Source organism: Planosporangium thailandense, from assembly GCF_011947195.1.
GTDB lineage: Bacteria > Actinomycetota > Actinomycetes > Mycobacteriales > Micromonosporaceae > Planosporangium > Planosporangium thailandense.
The window spans coordinates 65,256-83,238 of record NZ_JAATVY010000027.1; the positions used below are offsets into that span (position 1 = coordinate 65,256).

Annotated in this window: 13 protein-coding genes, 2 pseudogenes and 2 riboswitches; of the genes and pseudogenes, 9 read left to right on the top strand and 6 right to left on the bottom strand. The window is 69.0% G+C overall.

Annotated elements, in window-relative coordinates; genetic code table 11:
* Positions 1–4 precede the first annotated feature (4 nt).
* Positions 5–1,444 carry an aldehyde dehydrogenase family protein gene (locus HC031_RS26530; protein ID WP_420813685.1) on the top strand — a complete coding sequence of 480 codons (1,440 nt, stop codon included), beginning with the start codon at positions 5–7 and terminating at the stop codon, positions 1,442–1,444.
* Between the two features lie 325 nt (positions 1,445–1,769).
* Here the strand turns inward: HC031_RS26530 and HC031_RS26535 are convergent, their stop codons facing one another.
* The 6 genes from HC031_RS26535 to HC031_RS33520 are packed head-to-tail and all read right to left on the bottom strand — an operon-like array spanning position 1,770 to position 8,037.
* Positions 1,770–3,263 (bottom strand): aldehyde dehydrogenase, encoded by a 1,494-nt coding sequence (locus tag HC031_RS26535; protein WP_167928156.1) that lies wholly within the window; start codon positions 3,261–3,263, stop codon positions 1,770–1,772.
* A 35-nt stretch (positions 3,264–3,298) separates the two neighbouring features.
* Entirely contained in the window at positions 3,299–4,804 is a 1,506-nt protein-coding gene (locus HC031_RS26540) for a xylulokinase (RefSeq protein ID WP_167928157.1), read from the bottom strand.
* Positions 4,801–5,520 (bottom strand): class II aldolase/adducin family protein, encoded by a 720-nt coding sequence (locus tag HC031_RS26545; protein ID WP_167928158.1) that lies wholly within the window; start codon positions 5,518–5,520, stop codon positions 4,801–4,803. The genes HC031_RS26540 and HC031_RS26545 overlap by 4 nt, the downstream gene beginning before the upstream one ends.
* A gap of 44 nt (positions 5,521–5,564) precedes the next feature.
* Positions 5,565–5,795 carry a hypothetical protein gene (locus HC031_RS26550; protein ID WP_167928159.1) on the bottom strand — a complete coding sequence of 77 codons (231 nt, stop codon included), beginning with the start codon at positions 5,793–5,795 and terminating at the stop codon, positions 5,565–5,567.
* A complete protein-coding gene (locus HC031_RS26555; protein ID WP_240943061.1) occupies positions 5,792–6,598 on the bottom strand; it encodes an FAD-dependent oxidoreductase in 807 nt (268 codons plus the stop codon). Before HC031_RS26555 ends, HC031_RS26550 begins: the two co-directional genes overlap by 4 nt.
* On the bottom strand, positions 6,595–8,037 hold the full coding sequence (locus tag HC031_RS33520) for an FAD-dependent oxidoreductase (protein WP_167928161.1): 1,443 nt from the start codon (positions 8,035–8,037) through the stop codon (positions 6,595–6,597). The genes HC031_RS26555 and HC031_RS33520 overlap by 4 nt, the downstream gene beginning before the upstream one ends.
* 303 nt (positions 8,038–8,340) lie before the next feature.
* Between HC031_RS33520 and HC031_RS26565 the strand changes: the two genes are divergently transcribed.
* The 8 genes and pseudogenes from HC031_RS26565 to HC031_RS26600 all read left to right on the top strand — a co-directional run.
* Positions 8,341–9,957 (top strand): APC family permease, encoded by a 1,617-nt coding sequence (locus HC031_RS26565; protein ID WP_167928162.1) that lies wholly within the window; start codon positions 8,341–8,343, stop codon positions 9,955–9,957.
* Positions 9,958–10,193: 236 nt separating this feature from the next.
* A complete protein-coding gene (locus HC031_RS26570) occupies positions 10,194–11,012 on the top strand; it encodes a DeoR family transcriptional regulator (RefSeq protein WP_167928163.1) in 819 nt (272 codons plus the stop codon).
* 480 nt (positions 11,013–11,492) lie between these two features.
* A riboswitch (glycine riboswitch) is annotated at positions 11,493–11,590 on the top strand.
* Position 11,591: 1 nt separating this feature from the next.
* Positions 11,592–11,685, top strand: a riboswitch (glycine riboswitch).
* A gap of 52 nt (positions 11,686–11,737) precedes the next feature.
* Positions 11,738–14,614 carry an aminomethyl-transferring glycine dehydrogenase gene (gcvP, locus tag HC031_RS26575; RefSeq protein ID WP_167928164.1) on the top strand — a complete coding sequence of 959 codons (2,877 nt, stop codon included), beginning with the start codon at positions 11,738–11,740 and terminating at the stop codon, positions 14,612–14,614.
* 15 nt (positions 14,615–14,629) lie between these two features.
* Positions 14,630–15,724 (top strand): glycine cleavage system aminomethyltransferase GcvT, encoded by a 1,095-nt coding sequence (gene gcvT / locus HC031_RS26580; protein WP_167928165.1) that lies wholly within the window; start codon positions 14,630–14,632, stop codon positions 15,722–15,724.
* A 44-nt stretch (positions 15,725–15,768) separates the two neighbouring features.
* Positions 15,769–16,143: a glycine cleavage system protein GcvH gene (gene gcvH, locus HC031_RS26585; protein ID WP_167928166.1), complete on the top strand. Its 375-nt coding sequence runs from the start codon at positions 15,769–15,771 to the stop codon at positions 16,141–16,143.
* A 3-nt stretch (positions 16,144–16,146) separates the two neighbouring features.
* Positions 16,147–17,433, top strand: a complete 1,287-nt coding sequence (gene glyA, locus HC031_RS26590) for a serine hydroxymethyltransferase (RefSeq protein WP_338090844.1) — start codon at positions 16,147–16,149, stop codon at positions 17,431–17,433.
* A gap of 54 nt (positions 17,434–17,487) precedes the next feature.
* Positions 17,488–17,655: pseudogene (locus tag HC031_RS34095) on the top strand (serine dehydratase beta chain); the annotation flags it as partial.
* Positions 17,656–17,797: 142 nt separating this feature from the next.
* Positions 17,798–17,983: pseudogene (locus HC031_RS26600) on the top strand (aa3-type cytochrome oxidase subunit I); the annotation flags it as partial.

The window sequence follows — 17,983 nt, forward strand, 5'->3', positions numbered from 1 at the left end:
CATGATCGAATTGACGCCGTTGTGGGTCGCTGGTAGCCCGGTCCACGGGGACGCGACTCTCGAGGTACGCCACCCGTACGACGACCACCTGGTCGCCACCACGACCTACGCCACCGACGCCCAGGTGGAACAGGCGGTGGCGGCCGCCGATGCCGTCCGCCACGAGGCCGCCGCACTGCCCATCCACGTACGTGCCGAGGCGCTGGCCGCGATCGGCCGCGCCATCGACGAGCGCAGCGACGAGATCGCCTGCTTGATCACGGCGGAGAACGGCAAGCCGCTGGTCTGGGCCCGCGCCGAGGTCGGTCGTGCGGTATCGGTGTTCCGGGTGGCCGCGGAGGCGACCCGCACCTGGTCCGGCGAGGTGATGCGGCTCGACACCGACAAGGCCGCCGAAGGCCGGCTCGCCTACATCAGCCGGGTCCCCAAGGGGCCGGTGCTCGCCATCACCCCGTTCAACTTCCCGCTGAACCTGGTCGCCCACAAGGTGGCACCGGCGATCGCGGTCGGCGCCCCGGTCGTGGTCAAGCCGGCGCCCAAAACGCCGCTGTCGGCGCTGCTGCTCGGCGAGATCATCGCAGGCGTCGGACTGCCCGCCGGAATGGTCAGTGTGATCAACGTGCCCGACGAGCGGGCCCCGGAACTGGTTGCTGACGGTCGTCTGCCCGTCGTCTCGTTCACCGGCTCCGGTCCGGTCGGGGCCGCGATCGCGGCTGCCGTACCGCACAAGCACGTCGTCCTCGAACTGGGTGGAAACGCCGCGGCCTACGTCGCCGCCGACTTCGACCGGCCCGGCGATCTCGACTGGGCGGCTCAACGGATCGCCACCTTCGCCAACTACCAGGCTGGCCAGTCGTGCGTCGGCGTCCAGCGGGTCTATGCCGACTCAGACGTGTACGAGTCCCTGAAGGAGCGTCTCGTGGCGGCGGTCGAGGCGTTGCGCACCGGCGACCCGAACGACGAGCGGACCCAGGTCGGCCCGCTGATCAACCGGGCGGCGGCCGAACGCGTCGGGACCTGGGTGACGGAGGCGGTCGCGGCGGGGGCGCGAGTACTCACCGGCGGCGTCCGGACCGGCACCACGTACGCGCCGACCGTACTCGAAGACGCGCCAGGCGACGCCAAGGTGGTGTGCGAGGAGATCTTCGGACCGGTCCTCGTCCTGCAGCGGGTCGACGGAGCCGACGATGCTCTTCGCCGCATCAACGACTCGAAATTCGGCCTCCAGGCAGGTGTCTTCACCCACGACATCCAGTTGGCCTTCCAGGCCCACCGCGTGCTCGAGGTCGGCGGCGTGATCATCGGTGACGTGCCGTCCTACCGGGCGGACCAGATGCCCTACGGCGGCGTCAAGGCTTCCGGCGTCGGTCGTGAGGGGGTGCGGTACACGATGGCGGACTACACGTACGAGCGGGTCATGGTCCTGACCGGAATCGACCTCTAGCCCTGTGCCGTGCCGGAACATGGCGCACGGGCTGTGCGTCATGTTCCGGCGGTGGCCGGCAGCTCATCCGCCAGGGCCAAGGCGGTCACGGTTGATCGGCAAGCACGGACAGGTCTCGCTCGCAGCGGCTCATTGATCGCAGCGGCTCATTGATCAGAGCGACGAGGACGGGACGCTGACCCGTACGCGTGGGCCTGATACCCGGGTGTGGGTCAGGTCATGGGCTCGGCGGGCACGATCCGATTGACCCACACGGCTGACTCGTCGGGGGACAGTGCCCCCGTTCGAGGCGGGTCTCCCGGGTCTACGCCGCCGGCCGGCGACGCTAGTGAAGCGTGATCCAGATGGTCTTCGTCTCGGTGTACTGCTCCAGGGCCTCGAGCCCGTTGTCCCGGCCGCCGAACCCGGACTGGCGGTAGCCGCCGAACGGAGTGGTGATGTCACCCTCGCTGTAGCCGTTGACCGCGACCGTGCCGGCCCGGATACCGCGTGCGGTGCGCAACGCGACGTCGATGTTCTTCGACCACACGGTGGCCGCCAGGCCGTAGGTGGTGTCATTGGCCAGTGTCAGGGCTTCGTCCACGTCGTTGAACGTGAGGACGGACACGACCGGCCCGAAGATCTCCTCGCGAGCGACGCTCATCTGCGGTGTCACGTCCGAAATCACGGTGGCGCCGATGAACCACCCGCCGGTTTCGCGAAGCAGACGCTTGCCGCCGGTGACGATCGTCGCTCCGTCGCTGCGGGCCTGCTCGACATAGCCGAGAACACGGTCGAGCGCGGAGGCCTCGATCAGCGGCCCGATCGCCGTCCGGTCGTCCGTGGGTTCACCGACCACTCGCTTGTCGGCTTCGCGGGCCAGTGCGGCCAAGAAGTCGTCCTTGATGGACGCTTCCACCAGGATGCGGGAGCCCGCGCTGCAGTTCTGGCCGGCGTTCCAGAACGCGGCCTCGGCGAGGTCGGCGGCCACCTCGTCGAGCGAGTCACGGCAGTCGGCCATGACGATCTGCGGGCTCTTGCCGCCCATCTCGAGCACGACGCCCTTGAGGTTGCTGTTCGCGGAGTAGCGCAGGAACTCGCGGCCGACCTCGGTCGAGCCGGTGAACGTGATCATGTCGACGTCCGGGTGCAGACCCAGGGCCTTGCCGGCGATGTGCCCGAGACCGGGAACGACGTTGAACACGCCGTCGGGTACTCCGGCCTGCTGAGCGAGTTCGGCCATGCGCAGCGTGGTCAGGCTGGCCAGCTCCGGTGGCTTGATGACGACGGAGTTGCCGGTGGCCAGGGCGGGGCCGATCTTCCAGGCGAGCATCGCCATGGGGAAGTTCCAGGGCAGCACGCCACCGACGACGCCGACCGGTTCCCGAACGATGAGCCCGACGTGGTCGTCGCCGGTGGGGGAGGTCTTTCCGAAGACCTTGTCTGCGGCCTCGGCGTACCAGCGGATGGTGTTCAGGACGTCGGGGATGTCGAAGTTGCGGCAGTCGGCGATCGGCTTGCCTGCGTCGATCGCCTCGGTTGTGGCCAGCTCGTCGCTCGCGGCCTTGATCAGGTCGGCGAACCGCAGCAGCACGGCTTTGCGCTCGGCGGGGCTCTTGCGGCTCCAGTCCCCGCGGTTGAACGCCGCTCGGGCGGCTTTGACCGCACGGTCGACGTCGGCTTCGCCGCAGGCCGAGATTGTGGCGATGACCTGCCCGGTTGCCGGTGCCAGGCTCTCGAAGGTCGCGCCATCGAGAGCGTCCACGAAGTGGCCGTCGATGAACGCCTGGGTGCGGATCGTGTCAGGTAGCGATGGGGCGATCTGGCTGGCGCTGGTCATGTGCGTTCTCCAGTCGTCGGGCTCTAGGACTTGCTCTAGGACTGCGCCGCGTCGGCGGACGCGAAGGTCGGGTAGATCTGGCCGCGCACGGACTCCCAGCGCCGGCGCAGCGCGGTGTACTCCTCGTGCGCGGCCTGGTCGGGACGCACCGGCGGGGCGAGTTCCAGGACGACGGCGAGACCGTCTTCGACGGTGTTGAACGCACCGGCGCCCAGCCCGGCCAGGATGGCGGCGCCGATGGCCGGTGCCTCCACGCGGAGCGATGGCGTGATCTGTTCGCCGAGGACGTCGGCCTTGATCTGGTTCCACGCATGGCTGCGGGCTTCGCCGTCGGAGATCGTCAGCGGCCCGACCTGGTGACCGCGGTCCCGCACGATGTCGAGGAGCGCCGGGTACTGATAGGCGATTCCTTCGAGCGTGGCGCGGGTGAAGTGCGGTCGGCGGTGATGGCCGCTGATGCCGTGGTAGACGGCGCGCGCGGCATCGTCCTGAAGGGGAACCGTCGCGCCTTCGACGTACGGGAAGCACAGCAGGCCGTCGCTACCGCGCGAGACTCCGGCGGTCTCGGCGATGAGGTCGGCGTAGCTGCGATCGTCGCCGAACGCCGCCCGGAACCACCGCAGGGTCGTGCCGGTTCCGGTGGCGACCATCTCGTGCAGGTAGCGCCCAGGCACCACGTGGGGCATCAGCCCGATGACCCCGGTGAGATCGAAGCGCGGCTGGTCGCCCACGATCCGCCAGCTCATCGACGAGCCGGTGCCGATACTGACGTCTCCGGGAGAGACGACGCCGGATCCGAGCGCGGCCGCCGGATCGTCGCCGCCGCCGGCGACCAGCAGGGTGTCCGCGGCGAGCCCGATCTGCTCGGCGGCAGCCGCGGACAGCGACCCGCGCACCTGCCACGGGTGGTATTTGACGTCGGGCAGTATCTCGCGGGGGATTCCAGCCGCGTCGCAGGTCGCAGAGCTCCAGTCCGCGCTGCGCCAGTCGTTGAGGATGCTGCGCGTGGGACCGGTCGGGTCGGTCCCGATGTCGCCGGTGAGCCGGTATGCCAGGTAGTCCTTGGGCTGGAGCGCGTGCGCGACCCGTTTCCATACCTCTGGCTGGTGCCGCTTGGTCCAGACGAGGTTCGGCAGCACCAGCCCCGGAATCGGCAAGGTCCCGCTTCGCTCGATGAGCGTCGAGCGGCCGAGGGAGTCGTAGAGCGCCGTGGTTTCTTCCGGGTCGCGCCGGTCGGTCCAGTGGATGCACGGTGCGAGCACGGTGCCGCGCTCGTCGAGCAGCACCGCGATGTCGCGCTGTCCGACCAGACACAGCGCCTCGACTCGCTCGGCGGCGATCCCCGTTCTGTTCAACAGCTCGGGGATCGCCGCGGCCAACGCGCGGAACCAGTCATCGGGGTCGTTCTCGGCCCAGTCCCGCCGCGGTCGGTGCATCGGATACGTGTGCTCGGCCACGCCCAGCACGCCTTGGTCGGTGTGAACGAGGACGGCCTTGAGCGCCGAGGAACCGACATCGGCGCCGATGACGTAGGAACTCATGCTGTGTACTGCAGCTCCTCCGGACCGGGCAGCGGCTCGGGGGCCGGCAGCGGCTCGGGGGCCCCGGGGAACTGGGCGCGCCAGTAGGAGGCGATCCACTCGACCTGGGGGGCCGGCAGCTCGGGCACCTCGTCAACGAACTGGCGCGCGGCCAGGTAGACCTCGCAGGCTCCTTCGACCACAGCCGCGGTGTGGAAGGCGTGCTCGAGGTCGGCGCCGATGGCGAGCAGACCGTGGTAACGGAGGAAGGTGGCGCCGCGATCGCGCAGAGCCGGAATGGTGTAGGTGTACATCTGGTCGGTCTCAGGCTGCGAGTACGGCGAGGTGTAGACGGCGCCGCCGGTGGCCTCACACAGTCCGGTCAGGATCGGGGGCAGGGTCCACCCGAGGTTGGCGAAGGTCATGACGGCTTTGCCGTGGGTGTGGACGATGCCGCCGATCTCCGGGCGGTGCTTGCAGATCATCGTGTGCATCTGCACCTCCGACGTCGGCGACCGTCGCCCGGAGACCTGGTTGCCGTCGAGATCGACGATGGCGATGTCCTCCGGCTCGATCAGGTCGTACTGCATGGAGGAGGGGGTGCAGGCCAACAGGTTCGGCTCACCGGGGATCCGGACGCTGATGTTGCCGGCCGTCGAGTAGACGAGCCGCTCAGACTGCAGCTTCTTGGCATAGGTGATGACCTTCTGCCGGATCTCTAGGTGGTCGATGGTCATGTGTTCGGTCCCTTTCTCGGGTGTGGTCAAGGACGGGAGGGTGGTCAGGGACGCGGTCGCGTCAGGCGGCGCAGTCCGACGAGGAGCGCCGCAGTAGCGACCGCGACTCCAGCGGGCTTCGCCAGGATCCGGACAAGGGCCGGGAGGTCCTTCACGTCGATCTGTACGTGAGCCGGCCATGCCCCCATGACGCCGCTGATCTCGACGCGGCGCGCCTTGATCGCGATGCGTTGCGGCTCAAAAGGCAGGTCGCCGATCGGGGAGCTCACCTTCATGGGGCATCGACCTTTCGGAGGGAGTTCAGCCATGTGTCGGCGACATGGCGCGCGTGGTCGAACCGTCCTTGGACATCGGAGGGCTCGATCGGCTGGACGAAGGTGACATCGGCCGCGGACGACAGGACGGCGCCGTCGACGTTGCGGTTGGGGAGCGGTCGGTCAGCCAGCACGATGGCATCGCAGTTCACCGTGATCTGGTGGGTGTCCGCACCAGCCGGGTCTGCGTAGCTGAGGGTGAGCGCGGTGACCCGGCTGGCTCCGGCCACCGACCAGCTGCGGGGCCGCGGGTGGTGCTCATCCGCCCACTGAGTGCTCTCGCCGATGCCGATGATGCGGGCGCCGAGTTGGCGCGCCCGGTGGGCAACGGTCCGCGCCCAGTGTCCGTCGCCGAGCACGGCGACGGACCGCCAGAGCGGTACTCCGGCCTGGAGCAGGTGTTCGGCCACGGTGGCCGGGATCACGCCGGCCGGGCGGTCTCCCGTCAGACCGAGGTTGGCGGCCGTGGCCGGGCGCAGGCCACCGGCGAAGAACAGGTGCGCTGCGGGCAGCAGGGTGCTTGCACCCGGGCCGGTGACCAGCAAACGGTGATCAGACCAGCGGATTCCCGTCTCGCCGAGGCGGAAATGGACACCGAGCTCGCGGGCGTGGTCGGCGTACCGCTGGATCGCGGGGTGGTCCCAGCCGGCGGTGCCGCCCACCACCGGGATGCGGTCGACGACGACGACCTGCACTGACCTCGCGAGGGCGGTCGCGCAGCCGAGACCGCTGGGCCCGGCGCCGACGACGATCGTGTCCGTCATGAGCCGACCGTCCCGCGGGCGGTCTGCTTGACGGTGGCCGGGCCGGTGTTCGTGTGCAGCGCGGTCAGGAAGGAGATTCCCGCCGAGCACAGCGATCCTTGGCATCGCCCGTAGGTGGCGCCGGTTCGTTTGCGGACACCGTCGACGGAACTGGCGGGCACCGGCGCCGCCAGCGCCCGGTTGATCTCGGCGGCGCTGACGTGTTCGCAGGCGCACACGACCTGCCCGTACTGCGGGTCGGCGGCGATCAGCTCGCTCGGGTCGTCGTAGTCGCGCAACCGGGGCGCCGGCGGCAGCGCCTGCGCGGCGTCGCGGCGCGGCTGCGCATCCAGGCCTGCGGAGTTCAGCAGTTCGAGCACGTGGTCGGCGGCCGCCGGCGAGATGCTCACACCCGCGGACCGGTTGGTGCAGTGCAGCAGGGTCGGGATCCGCTCGTCGAAGCGCAGACGGTGCGGCTCGTCGCTGGCCGGACGGTTCGCGGCGAAGTACTTGATGATCAGGTCGTCGGTGATGCTGGGAACAAGACCGGACGCGCTGGCGACAAGCATCGCCACGGTGTCCGCGTCGGTTGCCTTGTCGTCCGGCTCCTCGTGATCGTTGGCCGTGGGCCCCAGCAGAGCGGAGCCATGGGTCGTCGGGACGACGTTGATACCTTTCGTGGTCGCCGAATGGGTGCTGAACACGATCCGCCGGAGACTGCCGGCGAAGGCGCGATCGAGGACCGCGTACTGGCCCTTCCGTGGCCAGTAGCGCATGTCCTCGCCGCCGGCCATGCGGCTGATGCGCCCGGCGGCGACTCCGGCGGCATTCACGATGAACCGGCACCGCACTGTTCCCTGTGCCGTCGTGATGAGGTGCCGGCCATCGTCGTCGGTGCGGATAGCCGTCACGGGTGACGCCAGGCGAACGCTGACGCCGTTGCTCGCGGCGAGGTTTGCGTAGGCGACAGTGAGCGCCATCGGATCGATCACCCCCTCGTCCGGCATGAGCAGCCCGGCGACGCACCGGTCGGTGACCAGTGGTTCCTGGGCGCACGTCTGCGCGGAGGTGAGCAGCTCCGCGCGCACGCCGCACGCCAGAATCTCCTCGCGTGTCTCTTCCAGGTGATGCGCCTGCTCGTCGTCGAGGGCGACCATGACGGCACCGAGTCGGCGATAGGGCACCGACAGTCGCGCGGTGAGCTCCTCCCAGCGAGGCGTACTCGCGGTGATCAGCTGGGTTTCCAGCGTCCCCGGTGGTCCGTAGTAGGACACGGCCACACCGGCGTTGCCCTTGCTTGCGCCTTCCGCGACGTCACTCTCGGCCTCCAGCAGACAGACGGAGGCGGTCGTCGTCGAAAGCCGCGCGGCTACCGCGGTGCCGAGCACACCACCGCCGATGATGGCGACGTCGACTGTGTCGGTCTCGGCGCCGGCGCGAGCGTGGGACGGACCGGTCACCCTATCTCCTTCATGTCTGGTCTCGGGCGGCCCCGCAAGGCGGTAAACGCCTGCTCATGACGGGGGCAACCCGGACGCGAGCGCGCCACGACCGTGGCGCGACTGCCGTGACAGTCTGACACAGAGCGCGCTTGCGAACAATATTTCTGACCGAACGAACAACAAGATAGCGTGTTCGAAAAGTTAGGTCTTGACTAACGAACACTATGACGATTCACTTTGCCGATCCGCGCTGTTCACTCACGGGCAGCGTCAGCAACTCGCCTCGCCGTCCTGGCCATGTCGAACTCTCAGGGGGCTGCAATGGCTCAACCTGCACTGCCGGACTACCGGTCCGATGAAGAACACCTCGCGCGGCTCGGTTACCGACAGGAACTCGGGCGCACGCTCGGGGCGTTCACCACCTTCGCCACCGGATTCGCCTTCATCTCGATCCTGACCGGCGCATTCCAGCTGTTCGGTTTCGCGTTCAGCTCTGCCGGACCGTCGTTCTGGTGGACCTGGTTGATCGCGCTCGGCGGCCAGGCGCTGTTCGCGCTGTGCTTCGCCGAACTCTCCGTGCATTACCCCCTGGCCGGATCGGTGTACAACTGGGCGAAGCGGGTCGGGCGTCCCACTACCGCCTGGATGGCCGGCTTCTCGCTGACGCTCGCTCTGATCGTGTCGACCGCTGCCGTCGGCCTGGCCATGCAGTTCGTCCTACCGACGATCTCTGACGTCTTCTGGCTCTACGGCGACGGCTCCGGGCAGTACGACGCGGCCACCAACGGCGCGATCCTCGGCACCGTCGCCATCGCGCTGACGACGATCGTCAACCTGCTCGGGCCCAAGGTGGTCGCCGTCATCAACAACATCGGCGTGGTCGTCGAACTCGTGGCCTCGGCCTTCTTGATCATCTTCTTCTTCGTGGCAGCCAAGCGAGGACCGCAGATCGTCCTGCACACCGACGGGCACGCCGCAGGAAACAGTCTGGGCACGCCCGGCGCGCTGATGGTCGCGATCCTGCTCGGCGTCTACATCCTCTGGGGCTTCGACACCGCCGGCTCACTCGGCGAGGAGACCATCAATCCCCGCAAGAACAGTCCACGGGCGATCCTGCGCGCCATCTTCGCGGCCGGCCTCACCGGTGCCCTGTTGATGATCGGGGCGCTCATGGCCGCGAAGAACATCCACGACCCGCAGCTCAGCGTGTCCGGTCTGCCCTACATCGTGGACAGCGTGCTCGGGCACACTCTCGGGCGGATCGCGCTGACCGCCGTCACCGTCGCCATCTTCGTCTGTGTCCTGGCCAACCAGACCGGCGCGATGCGGATGCTGTTCGCCATGAGCCGGGACAATGCCCTGCCGGCCAGCGCGGCCCTCGCCCGCGTGTCCCGCGTGACCAAGGCTCCGGTCCTGGCCTCCATCATCACCGGCGTGATCGCGATCGTGATCCTGCTTGTCAACATCCGCCAGCCGCAGATCTTCACGGTGGTCACCAGTACGACGGTCATCCTGGCGGTCATCGCGTACACGCTGGTTGCCGGCGCCTTCGTCGGACGGCGTCTGCGCGGGCAGTGGACCGAGGACACCCGGTATTTCCACCTCGGCCGATGGGGCCTTCCGGTCGGGATCGCCGCGGTGGTCTGGGGTGTGCTCGTGGTCGTCAACACTGCCTGGCCCCGCAAGGCGGTCTACAACCCGGCCCCGCCGTTCCACTGGGCCATTCAGTGGGGTGCCGTGCTGTTCGTCGGCATCGTCCTGCTGCTCGGCCTGGGCTACTACCGCCTGGTGCAGCGGCACAAGGTCGGGGTCCTCGCGCAGCATGCCGCCGTGGCCGATCAGTCGGACCCGGCGCCGGCCAATCTTGCCGCGGTGATCGACGCCCCGCTGACGGCGTCGCCGAGCGACCGGCCGGCCGATCCGTCCGCTGCGGTCTGACCAGTTGGCTTCCCTCGGGCCGTCCGGCGCGCACCAGGTGTCGATCGCTCGGTCGTCCACGACCGCTGGAATGATCGACTCTGCGGACCAGACGGAAGCCCTACGCCCACCGCCGCCCGGCGCCTGGCCGATCGGAGTCGCTGCCCTCGGTGACACGACGCATAGTTATGGTGGACGGGCACCACGAACAGGACGGGCCCGCGTCGCCGGACGCAGGGACGATGGAGAGTGTGGACGTGCAGAGCGAACGGAAGCAGAGCGGCGAAACTGTGCCCACTGATGCCAGGGTCAAGCCGCACGCACGTCGACAGCTGATCCTTGACCGCATCCTGGAACGGGATACGGTCACGATCAAGGAGCTCGCCGATGAGTTCGGCCTGACCGAGATGTCGCTTCGCCGGGACCTGAACGCTCTGGCCGAGGCGGGCCAGATCTCCCGGGTCCGCGGCGGGGCGACCCGCCCACGCAACGCCCTCACGCCGCGGCGTTACCAGGACGGTGAGCACCGTAACGCCGCGGCCAAGGCGCGCATCGCCCGGGCCGCCACGGCATTGTTCGAGTCGGCCGCGACTGTCTTCTTCTACTCCGGATCCACAGTGGCCCGCGTCGCCGAGGCTCTGGGAGAGGAACAGCGCGACCATCTGACGGTCGTGACCGCTTCGGTTCCGGTGATCAATACCGTCACGACCTGGAACGACCCGCACCTGGTCGCCGTCGGCGGCCTCTACCTTCCCGCCTACATGACGTTCGTCGGCCCGCAAGCCGTCGCGGCGCTGCGAACCATCAGCGCAGATGTTGCGATTGTCGGCTGTGACGGGCTGTCGGCGGCCGAAGGCCTGACCACTCCGCACCATCTGGTAGCCGAGATCGGGTCCGTGCTCGTCGAGCGGGCGCGACGGACCATCGTCGTCGCTGACTCGAGCAAGATCGGTCGACGAGGATTCACCCCGATCGCGCCGTGTTCGGCGGTCGACTGCCTCGTGACCGACGATGACGCCGATCCCCGCGAGCTCCAAGCGCTCCGGCGGGCCGGCGTGGACGTGCACGTCGTATAGCGCCTCGGCCTCGGCGGGTCGCACCTCGAAACACCGACGCAGCCTCACCAACAGGGCAAACTGCCGGCGCCTGGGCGGCACGCAGTCGATGGGCCGGATTGGGTCCGCTTCGGGCAACGCCGCGGCCGAGGCGTTCAACCCGACCGTCAAGGTCGAATACACCCTCGTTCCGGATCCAAAACGAGGCCTGTCTGAAAAACGCCACCTGGATCGTCGACTTCTACAACGCTCGCCGCCCACAACAGCCCCTGCGATGGCATGTCTCACCCGTCGAGTAAGAACTGCTCACGGCGACGCCCGTCAGGGACGCGGTCGCATGACGGAACCCGCCACGTTTCGAGGGGATTGACGGGCCGGGCATGCCGATGGCGACATTCTCGCGTAGCGCCTAGTCCACGTGGATGTGGCGGGATGGTCCCGCCTTGACTCTTCTCGCGGTGATCCTTTAGAGTCTTTTCGACAATTTCACATCACGCCACTTGAACCGAAGCGGGAGAGCCTGCGCCTCACGAAGGGCGCGGCGCCGAAGGAGCAACTCTCCCCAGAATCTCTCAGGCATCGATGACCGTTTCGGTGAGGCGAACTCTGGAAAGCGGGACGTTGTCCTGCACCCACGGTGCAAGCCGCCGTATCGGGCGGTGAAGCTCTCAGGTCCAATGACAGAGCGGGGAGGTCACCCACCTGGTTCGCGATCGAAGCGGACCTCGACAAGGGAGCCTCCCGACATGCCCGATGAATTGAGCTCATCGGACCGTGCGAACCGGTCCGTCATCTGCGCAGGCGACTCGTTCGCCCGTCGTCACATAGGCATCAGTGACGAAGAACAGGCCACGATGCTGGCCGAGATCGGGTATTCCACGCTTGACCAGCTGATCGACGCGGCGGTGCCGAAGTCGCTGCGTGACTCGGCCCGGTTGAACCTCCCAGCCGCCGCCAGCGAGGCCGAGGTGCTGGCGGAGCTGCGCCAGCTCGCAGCCTTGAACGCGAGGGGCGAACCGATGATCGGCCTCGGCTACCACGGCACGATCACGCCCGGCGTCATCCGCCGCAATGTCCTGGAAAGCCCCGCCTGGTACACCGCGTACACGCCCTATCAGTCCGAGATCAGCCAGGGTCGGCTCGAGGCGCTCATCAACTTCCAAACCATGGTGGGGGATCTGACCGGCCTGCCGACCGCCAACGCGTCGCTGCTCGACGAGGGTACGGCGGTCGCGGAGGCGGTCGCCGTCATGCGGCGTACCGTCCGGGGCCACGCCGACCGGGTGGTCATCGATGCCGACTGCCTGCCGCAGACCATCGCGGTGGTGCGCACCCGCTGCGAGGCGGTCGGTGTCGACGTCATCGTCGCCGACCTGTCGAGCGGCCTGCCCGTCGACGACTTCTTCGGGGTCGTCCTGCAGTTCCCGGGAGCCTCCGGGGTCGTACGGGACCACGCCGACGTCGCCCGGGCCGCGCGCGACCGAGGGGCGATGGTGACCGTGGCGGCCGACCTGCTCGCGCTCACGCTGCTCCGCCCGCCCGGGGAATGGGGCGCGGACATCGCGGTGGGGTCGACGCAGCGGTTCGGGGTTCCGCTCGGCTACGGCGGTCCGCACGCCGGCTACATGGCCGTGCGCGCGGGGCTGGAGCGCACCCTGCCCGGGCGCCTCGTCGGGGTGTCGATAGATGCCACCGGAGCCCCCGCGTACCGGTTGGCGCTACAGACCCGCGAGCAGCACATCCGCCGGGACAAGGCGACGTCCAACATCTGCACCGCGCAGGTGCTCCTCGCTGTGATCGCCTCGATGTACGCCGTGTATCACGGGGCGGACGGGCTGCGCGGCATCGCCCGTCGGGTACATCGCCGTGCCGTACAGCTCGCCGCCGCCCTGCGAACCGCTGCCGGGGTGGGCCTGGTCCACGACGCGTTCTTCGACACGCTTCTGGTACGGGCGCCCGGTCGCGCCCGCGCCATCGTCGCGGACGCGCGGCGACAGGGCGTCCTGTTACGCCTGGTCGACGACGACCACGTGGGCATCTCGTGTTCCGAGACCACGACTGGCGCACATCTGTCCACAGTGTTCACCGCCTTCGGTGTCGCGCCAGGGGTGGGCGACCCGTCAGCGCCCGACGCGCTTCCGGCCGGGCTGTCACGTACCAGTGATTTCCTCACCCATCCGGTGTTCCACCGCTACCGCTCCGAGACCGCCATGCTGCGCTACCTGCGGCGTCTGTCCGATCGCGACTATGCGCTGGACCGCGGCATGATCCCGTTGGGCTCCTGCACGATGAAGCTCAATGCCACGACGGAGATGGAGCCGATCAGCTTCGCCGGGTTCGCAGACGTACACCCGTTCGCCCCGGCGGCCGACGGATACGCCCGCCTCGTCGCGGATCTCGAGGGCTGGCTCGCTGAGATCACCGGGTATGCGAAGGTGTCGATCCAGCCCAACGCGGGGAGTCAGGGGGAGTTCGCCGGCCTGCTGGCGATCCGTGCCTACCACCGGTCCCGGGGCGAGGCTGATCGCGACGTCTGCCTCATCCCCGCCAGCGCGCACGGAACGAACGCCGCCTCGGCCGTGCTGGCCGGTATGCGCGTCGTCGTGGTCGCCTCCCGGGCGGACGGCACCGTCGACCTGGACGATCTGCGCGCCAAGTGCGAGGAGCACTCCCATCGCCTGGCCGCGATCATGGTGACGTACCCCTCGACGCATGGCGTGTACGAGGAGGGCATCACGGAGCTGTGTGACATCGTGCATGCCCACGGTGGGCAGGTGTACGTCGACGGCGCGAACCTCAACGCGCTGCTCGGGCTCGCCCGCCCGGGCTGGTTCGGCGGCGATGTGTCGCACCTCAACCTGCACAAGACGTTCTGCATCCCGCACGGCGGCGGTGGCCCCGGGGTCGGTCCGGTGGCGGTCGCCGCCCATCTGGCGCCGTTCCTGCCCTCGCACCCGCTGCACCCGGATCCCGGGCGCCGCGCGGGCGTGGGACCGGTGAGCGCCGCGCCGTTCGGCAGCGCGGGGATCCTCCCGATCAGCTGGGCCTATGTACGCCTGATGTCGGGCGACGGCCTGGTCGCGGCGACCAGGGCGGCGGTCCTGTCCGCCAACTACATCGCGGCGCGGCTCGCGCCCCATTTCCCGATCCTCTACACCGGAGCGGCCGGCCTGGTCGCGCACGAGTGCATCCTCGATCTGCGGCCGCTGACGAAGGCGACCGGGGTCACCGTCGACGACGTGGCCAAGCGGCTCATCGACTACGGCTTCCACGCGCCCACCATGAGCTTTCCGGTCCCCGGCACGCTCATGGTCGAACCGACGGAGTCCGAGGACCTGGCCGAGCTGGACCGGTTCTGCGCGGCGATGATCGCGATTCGTAGCGAGATCGAACAGGTCGCCAACGGGGACTGGACCGTGGAGTCGAGCCCGCTTCGTGGCGCGCCGCACACCGCGCAGTGCCTCGTGGGGGAGTGGGATCGCCCGTATTCGAGACAGCAGGCGGTGTACCCCGCCGGCGTGACCGGCGACAAGTACTGGCCCCCCGTGGCCAGGATCGACCAGTCGTACGGGGACCGCAATCTCGCGTGCTCCTGCCCACCGCCCGACGCCTACGCGTCCTGACCTCAAGGGCCACCGATGCTGACACCGTTGCACGAGATTCACGTCGCCCTGGGCGCGGTCATGACCGACTTCGCCGGGTGGGCCATGCCGCTGCGATACGGCAGCGAAAGCGCCGAGCACCGGGCGGTCCGTACCGCTGCCGGGATCTTCGACCTCAGCCACATGGGGGAGATCGAGGTGGTCGGGCCGGAAGCCGGACGGGCGCTCGACCACGCGCTCGTCAGCGACATCAGCGCCATCCCGGTCAGCAGGGCGAAGTACACGATGATCTGCCGGGAGGACGGGGGAATTCTCGACGACCTCATCGTGTACCGGCTCGCGGACGAGCGGTATCTCGTTGTCGCCAACGCCGCCAACACCGGCGTCGTCCTCGACGCGCTGCGCGCCCGCGTGGCCGGCTTCCGGGCGGAGGTCCGGGACCGCTGCGCGGACTGGGCGCTGGTGGCTGTCCAGGGCCCGCGTGCCGCCGCCATCCTCGCCGACCTGACCGACGCGGGCCTTGACGATGTGCGGTACTACGCCATCCGTGCGGCGACCGTGGCCGGGACCGAGGTGCTGCTGGCCCGGACCGGCTACACCGGCGAGGACGGGTTCGAGGTCTTCGCCACGCCCGCGGACGCGGCCCGGATCTGGGAGGCGTGTCTGGCTGTCGGATCCGAGCGCGGGCTGGTCCCGGCCGGGCTCTCCTGCCGGGACACGCTGCGGCTGGAAGCCGGGATGCCGCTCTACGGGCACGAGTTGAGCGCCGACATCACCCCGTACGAGGCCGGTCTCGGCCGGGTCGTGAAGCTGGACAAGGCCGAGGATTTCATCGGCCGTGCGGCGCTCGCCGACCGGGCGACGGCTCCGGTCCGCCGGCGCCTCGTCGGACTGGTGCCCGACGGGCGGCGGTCACCACGCGCCGGCTACGCGGTCCTCGATCCGGCGACGGGCGACCACGTCGGTGAGGTCACCAGCGGCGCGCCCTCGCCGACTCTCGGACATCCGGTCGCCATGGCCTACGTCGACGCCGCGCTCGCCGCCCCGGGCACCGCCGTGTCGGTGGACGTCCGTGGCACGCGGGAACCGGCTCGCGTCACCGACCTGCCCTTCTACCGCCGCGGTCGCTGACCGCGCCCGCTCCGCCGACCCAGTACAGCCTGAGGAGAACCACCATGAACGTCCCGACCAGCCTGAGCTATACCGGCGACCACGAGTGGCTCAGCGTCGACGGTGAGATCGCCACCGTCGGCATCTCGGCCTTCGCCGCCGAAGCGCTCGGCGACATCGTCTACCTTGAGCTGCCCGAGGTCGGCGCCGCGCTGACCGCGGGGGAGGTGTGCGGCGAGATCGAATCGACGAAGTCCGTGAGTGAGCTCTACACCCCGGTGACCGGTGAGGTTCTCCAGGTCAACGATGCCCTGTCCGCAGACCCCGGCCTGGTCAACGCAGACCCGTACGGCGAAGGGTGGCTGTTCCGGGCGCGGTTCCGGGAGACCGTGGAGCTGCTCGACGCGGAAGCGTACGCCGCACGGATCGAAGCGAGTTGACCGGTGCCTGACGTGATGAACCTTCTCAACCGTGACCTGGCGCAGGTCGACCCGGACATCGCGGCCGCGCTGGAGGCGGAGCGGCATCGCCAGGAGAGCACCCTGGAGATGATCGCGTCGGAGAACTTCGCCCCGCTGTCGGTGATGCAGGCGCAGGGGTCGGTCGCCACGAACAAGTACGCCGAGGGCTACCCCGGCCGCCGCTACTACGGCGGCTGTGAGCACGTGGACGTGGTGGAGTCGCTGGCGATCGAGCGGTTGACGGCGCTGTTCGGTGCGAGCTTCGCCAACGTGCAGCCGCACTCCGGCGCGCAGGCCAACACCGCGGTGTTCTTCGCGCTGTTGCAGCACGGTGACACGATCCTCGGCCTCGACCTGGCACACGGCGGTCACCTCACCCACGGCATGCGGTTGAACTACTCAGGTAGGACCTTCCGTGTCGTGCCGTACCACGTCGGGGACGACGGTCTCGTCGACATGGACGAGGTGGAGCGGCTCGCCCGCGAGCACCAGCCCAAGATGATCATCGCTGGCTGGTCGGCCTATCCGCGGGTGCTCGACTTCGCCCGGTTCCGCGCCATCGCCGACCAGGTCGGTGCGTTCCTCATGGTTGACATGGCGCACTTCGCCGGCCTCGTCGCCGCGGGACTGCACCCGAACCCGGTGCCGTACGCGCACGTCACCACGTCGACGACGCACAAGACCCTCGGCGGTCCGCGCGGCGGGGTCATTCTCACCAACGACGAGGACATCGCCAAGAAGCTCAACTCGGCGGTCTTCCCCGGATTGCAGGGCGGGCCGCTGGAGCATGTCATCGCGGCCAAGGCCGTGGCGTTCAAGATCGCCGCCGGTGAGGAGTTCAAGGAGCGGCAACGAAGGACCCTCGAGGGAGCCCGGATCCTCGCCGAACGGCTCACCCGGTCCGATGCGGTGGCCGCCGGCGTGGACGTCCTCACCGGTGGCACCGACGTCCACCTGGTGCTGGTCGATCTGCGTCGCTCGGAGCTGGACGGGCGGCAGGCGGAGGACCGGCTGCACGACGTCGGCATCACCGTCAACCGCAACGCCGTGCCCAACGATCCGCGCCCGCCGATGGTCACCTCAGGGCTCCGCATCGGTACCCCGGCCCTCGCGACGCGCGGGTTCACGGCCGACGACTTCCGTGAGGTCGCCGACATCATCGCGGTAACGCTCCAGCCCGGATTGACCGTGGACGCTGCCACGGAGCTGCGGGCCCGCGTCGGGGCGCTGGCGGCGCGTCGGCCGCTGTACCCGGGGCTCAGGTCGTGATCCCGCCCGGCCGCGCAGGCCGACGACCTCGCCGCCGGGCAGGGGCATGAGCCCATGAGCATCAGCGTGTCCGATCTGTTCTCGATCGGCATCGGCCCATCGGGTTCGCACACCGTGGGTCCGATGCGCGCGGCCCGCATCTTCGGGACCGGGCTGCGGGCCCGCGTGCGGGCGCGACTGCATCTCGTGGGTAACTCCGCAACCGGGACGGCCCACGGGTCGGCTTGATCGATATCGGTGCCGTCTCTCGTGGTCAACCTCGTTGAAATGTCCATCGATAGCAGCGACTATGCTCCGTCTGGAGGAGCCGCCATCATCATCCGCGCGTCCGGAAGTAGCTGGTAACCAGCACAGGAGGCCATTCGTGACCACCGTCGCCCCGAAGCCGATCGTGACTCGGCCGTGGCCGGTCCATCAGCCCGTCAAAGGATCGGCCTTCACACGCCTGCTGCGCACGACCGATGCCAAGCAGATCGGGCTGATGTACCTGGTCACGTCGTTCGTCTGGTTCATGATCGGCGGTGCCCTGGCGCTGGCCATGCGCGCCGAA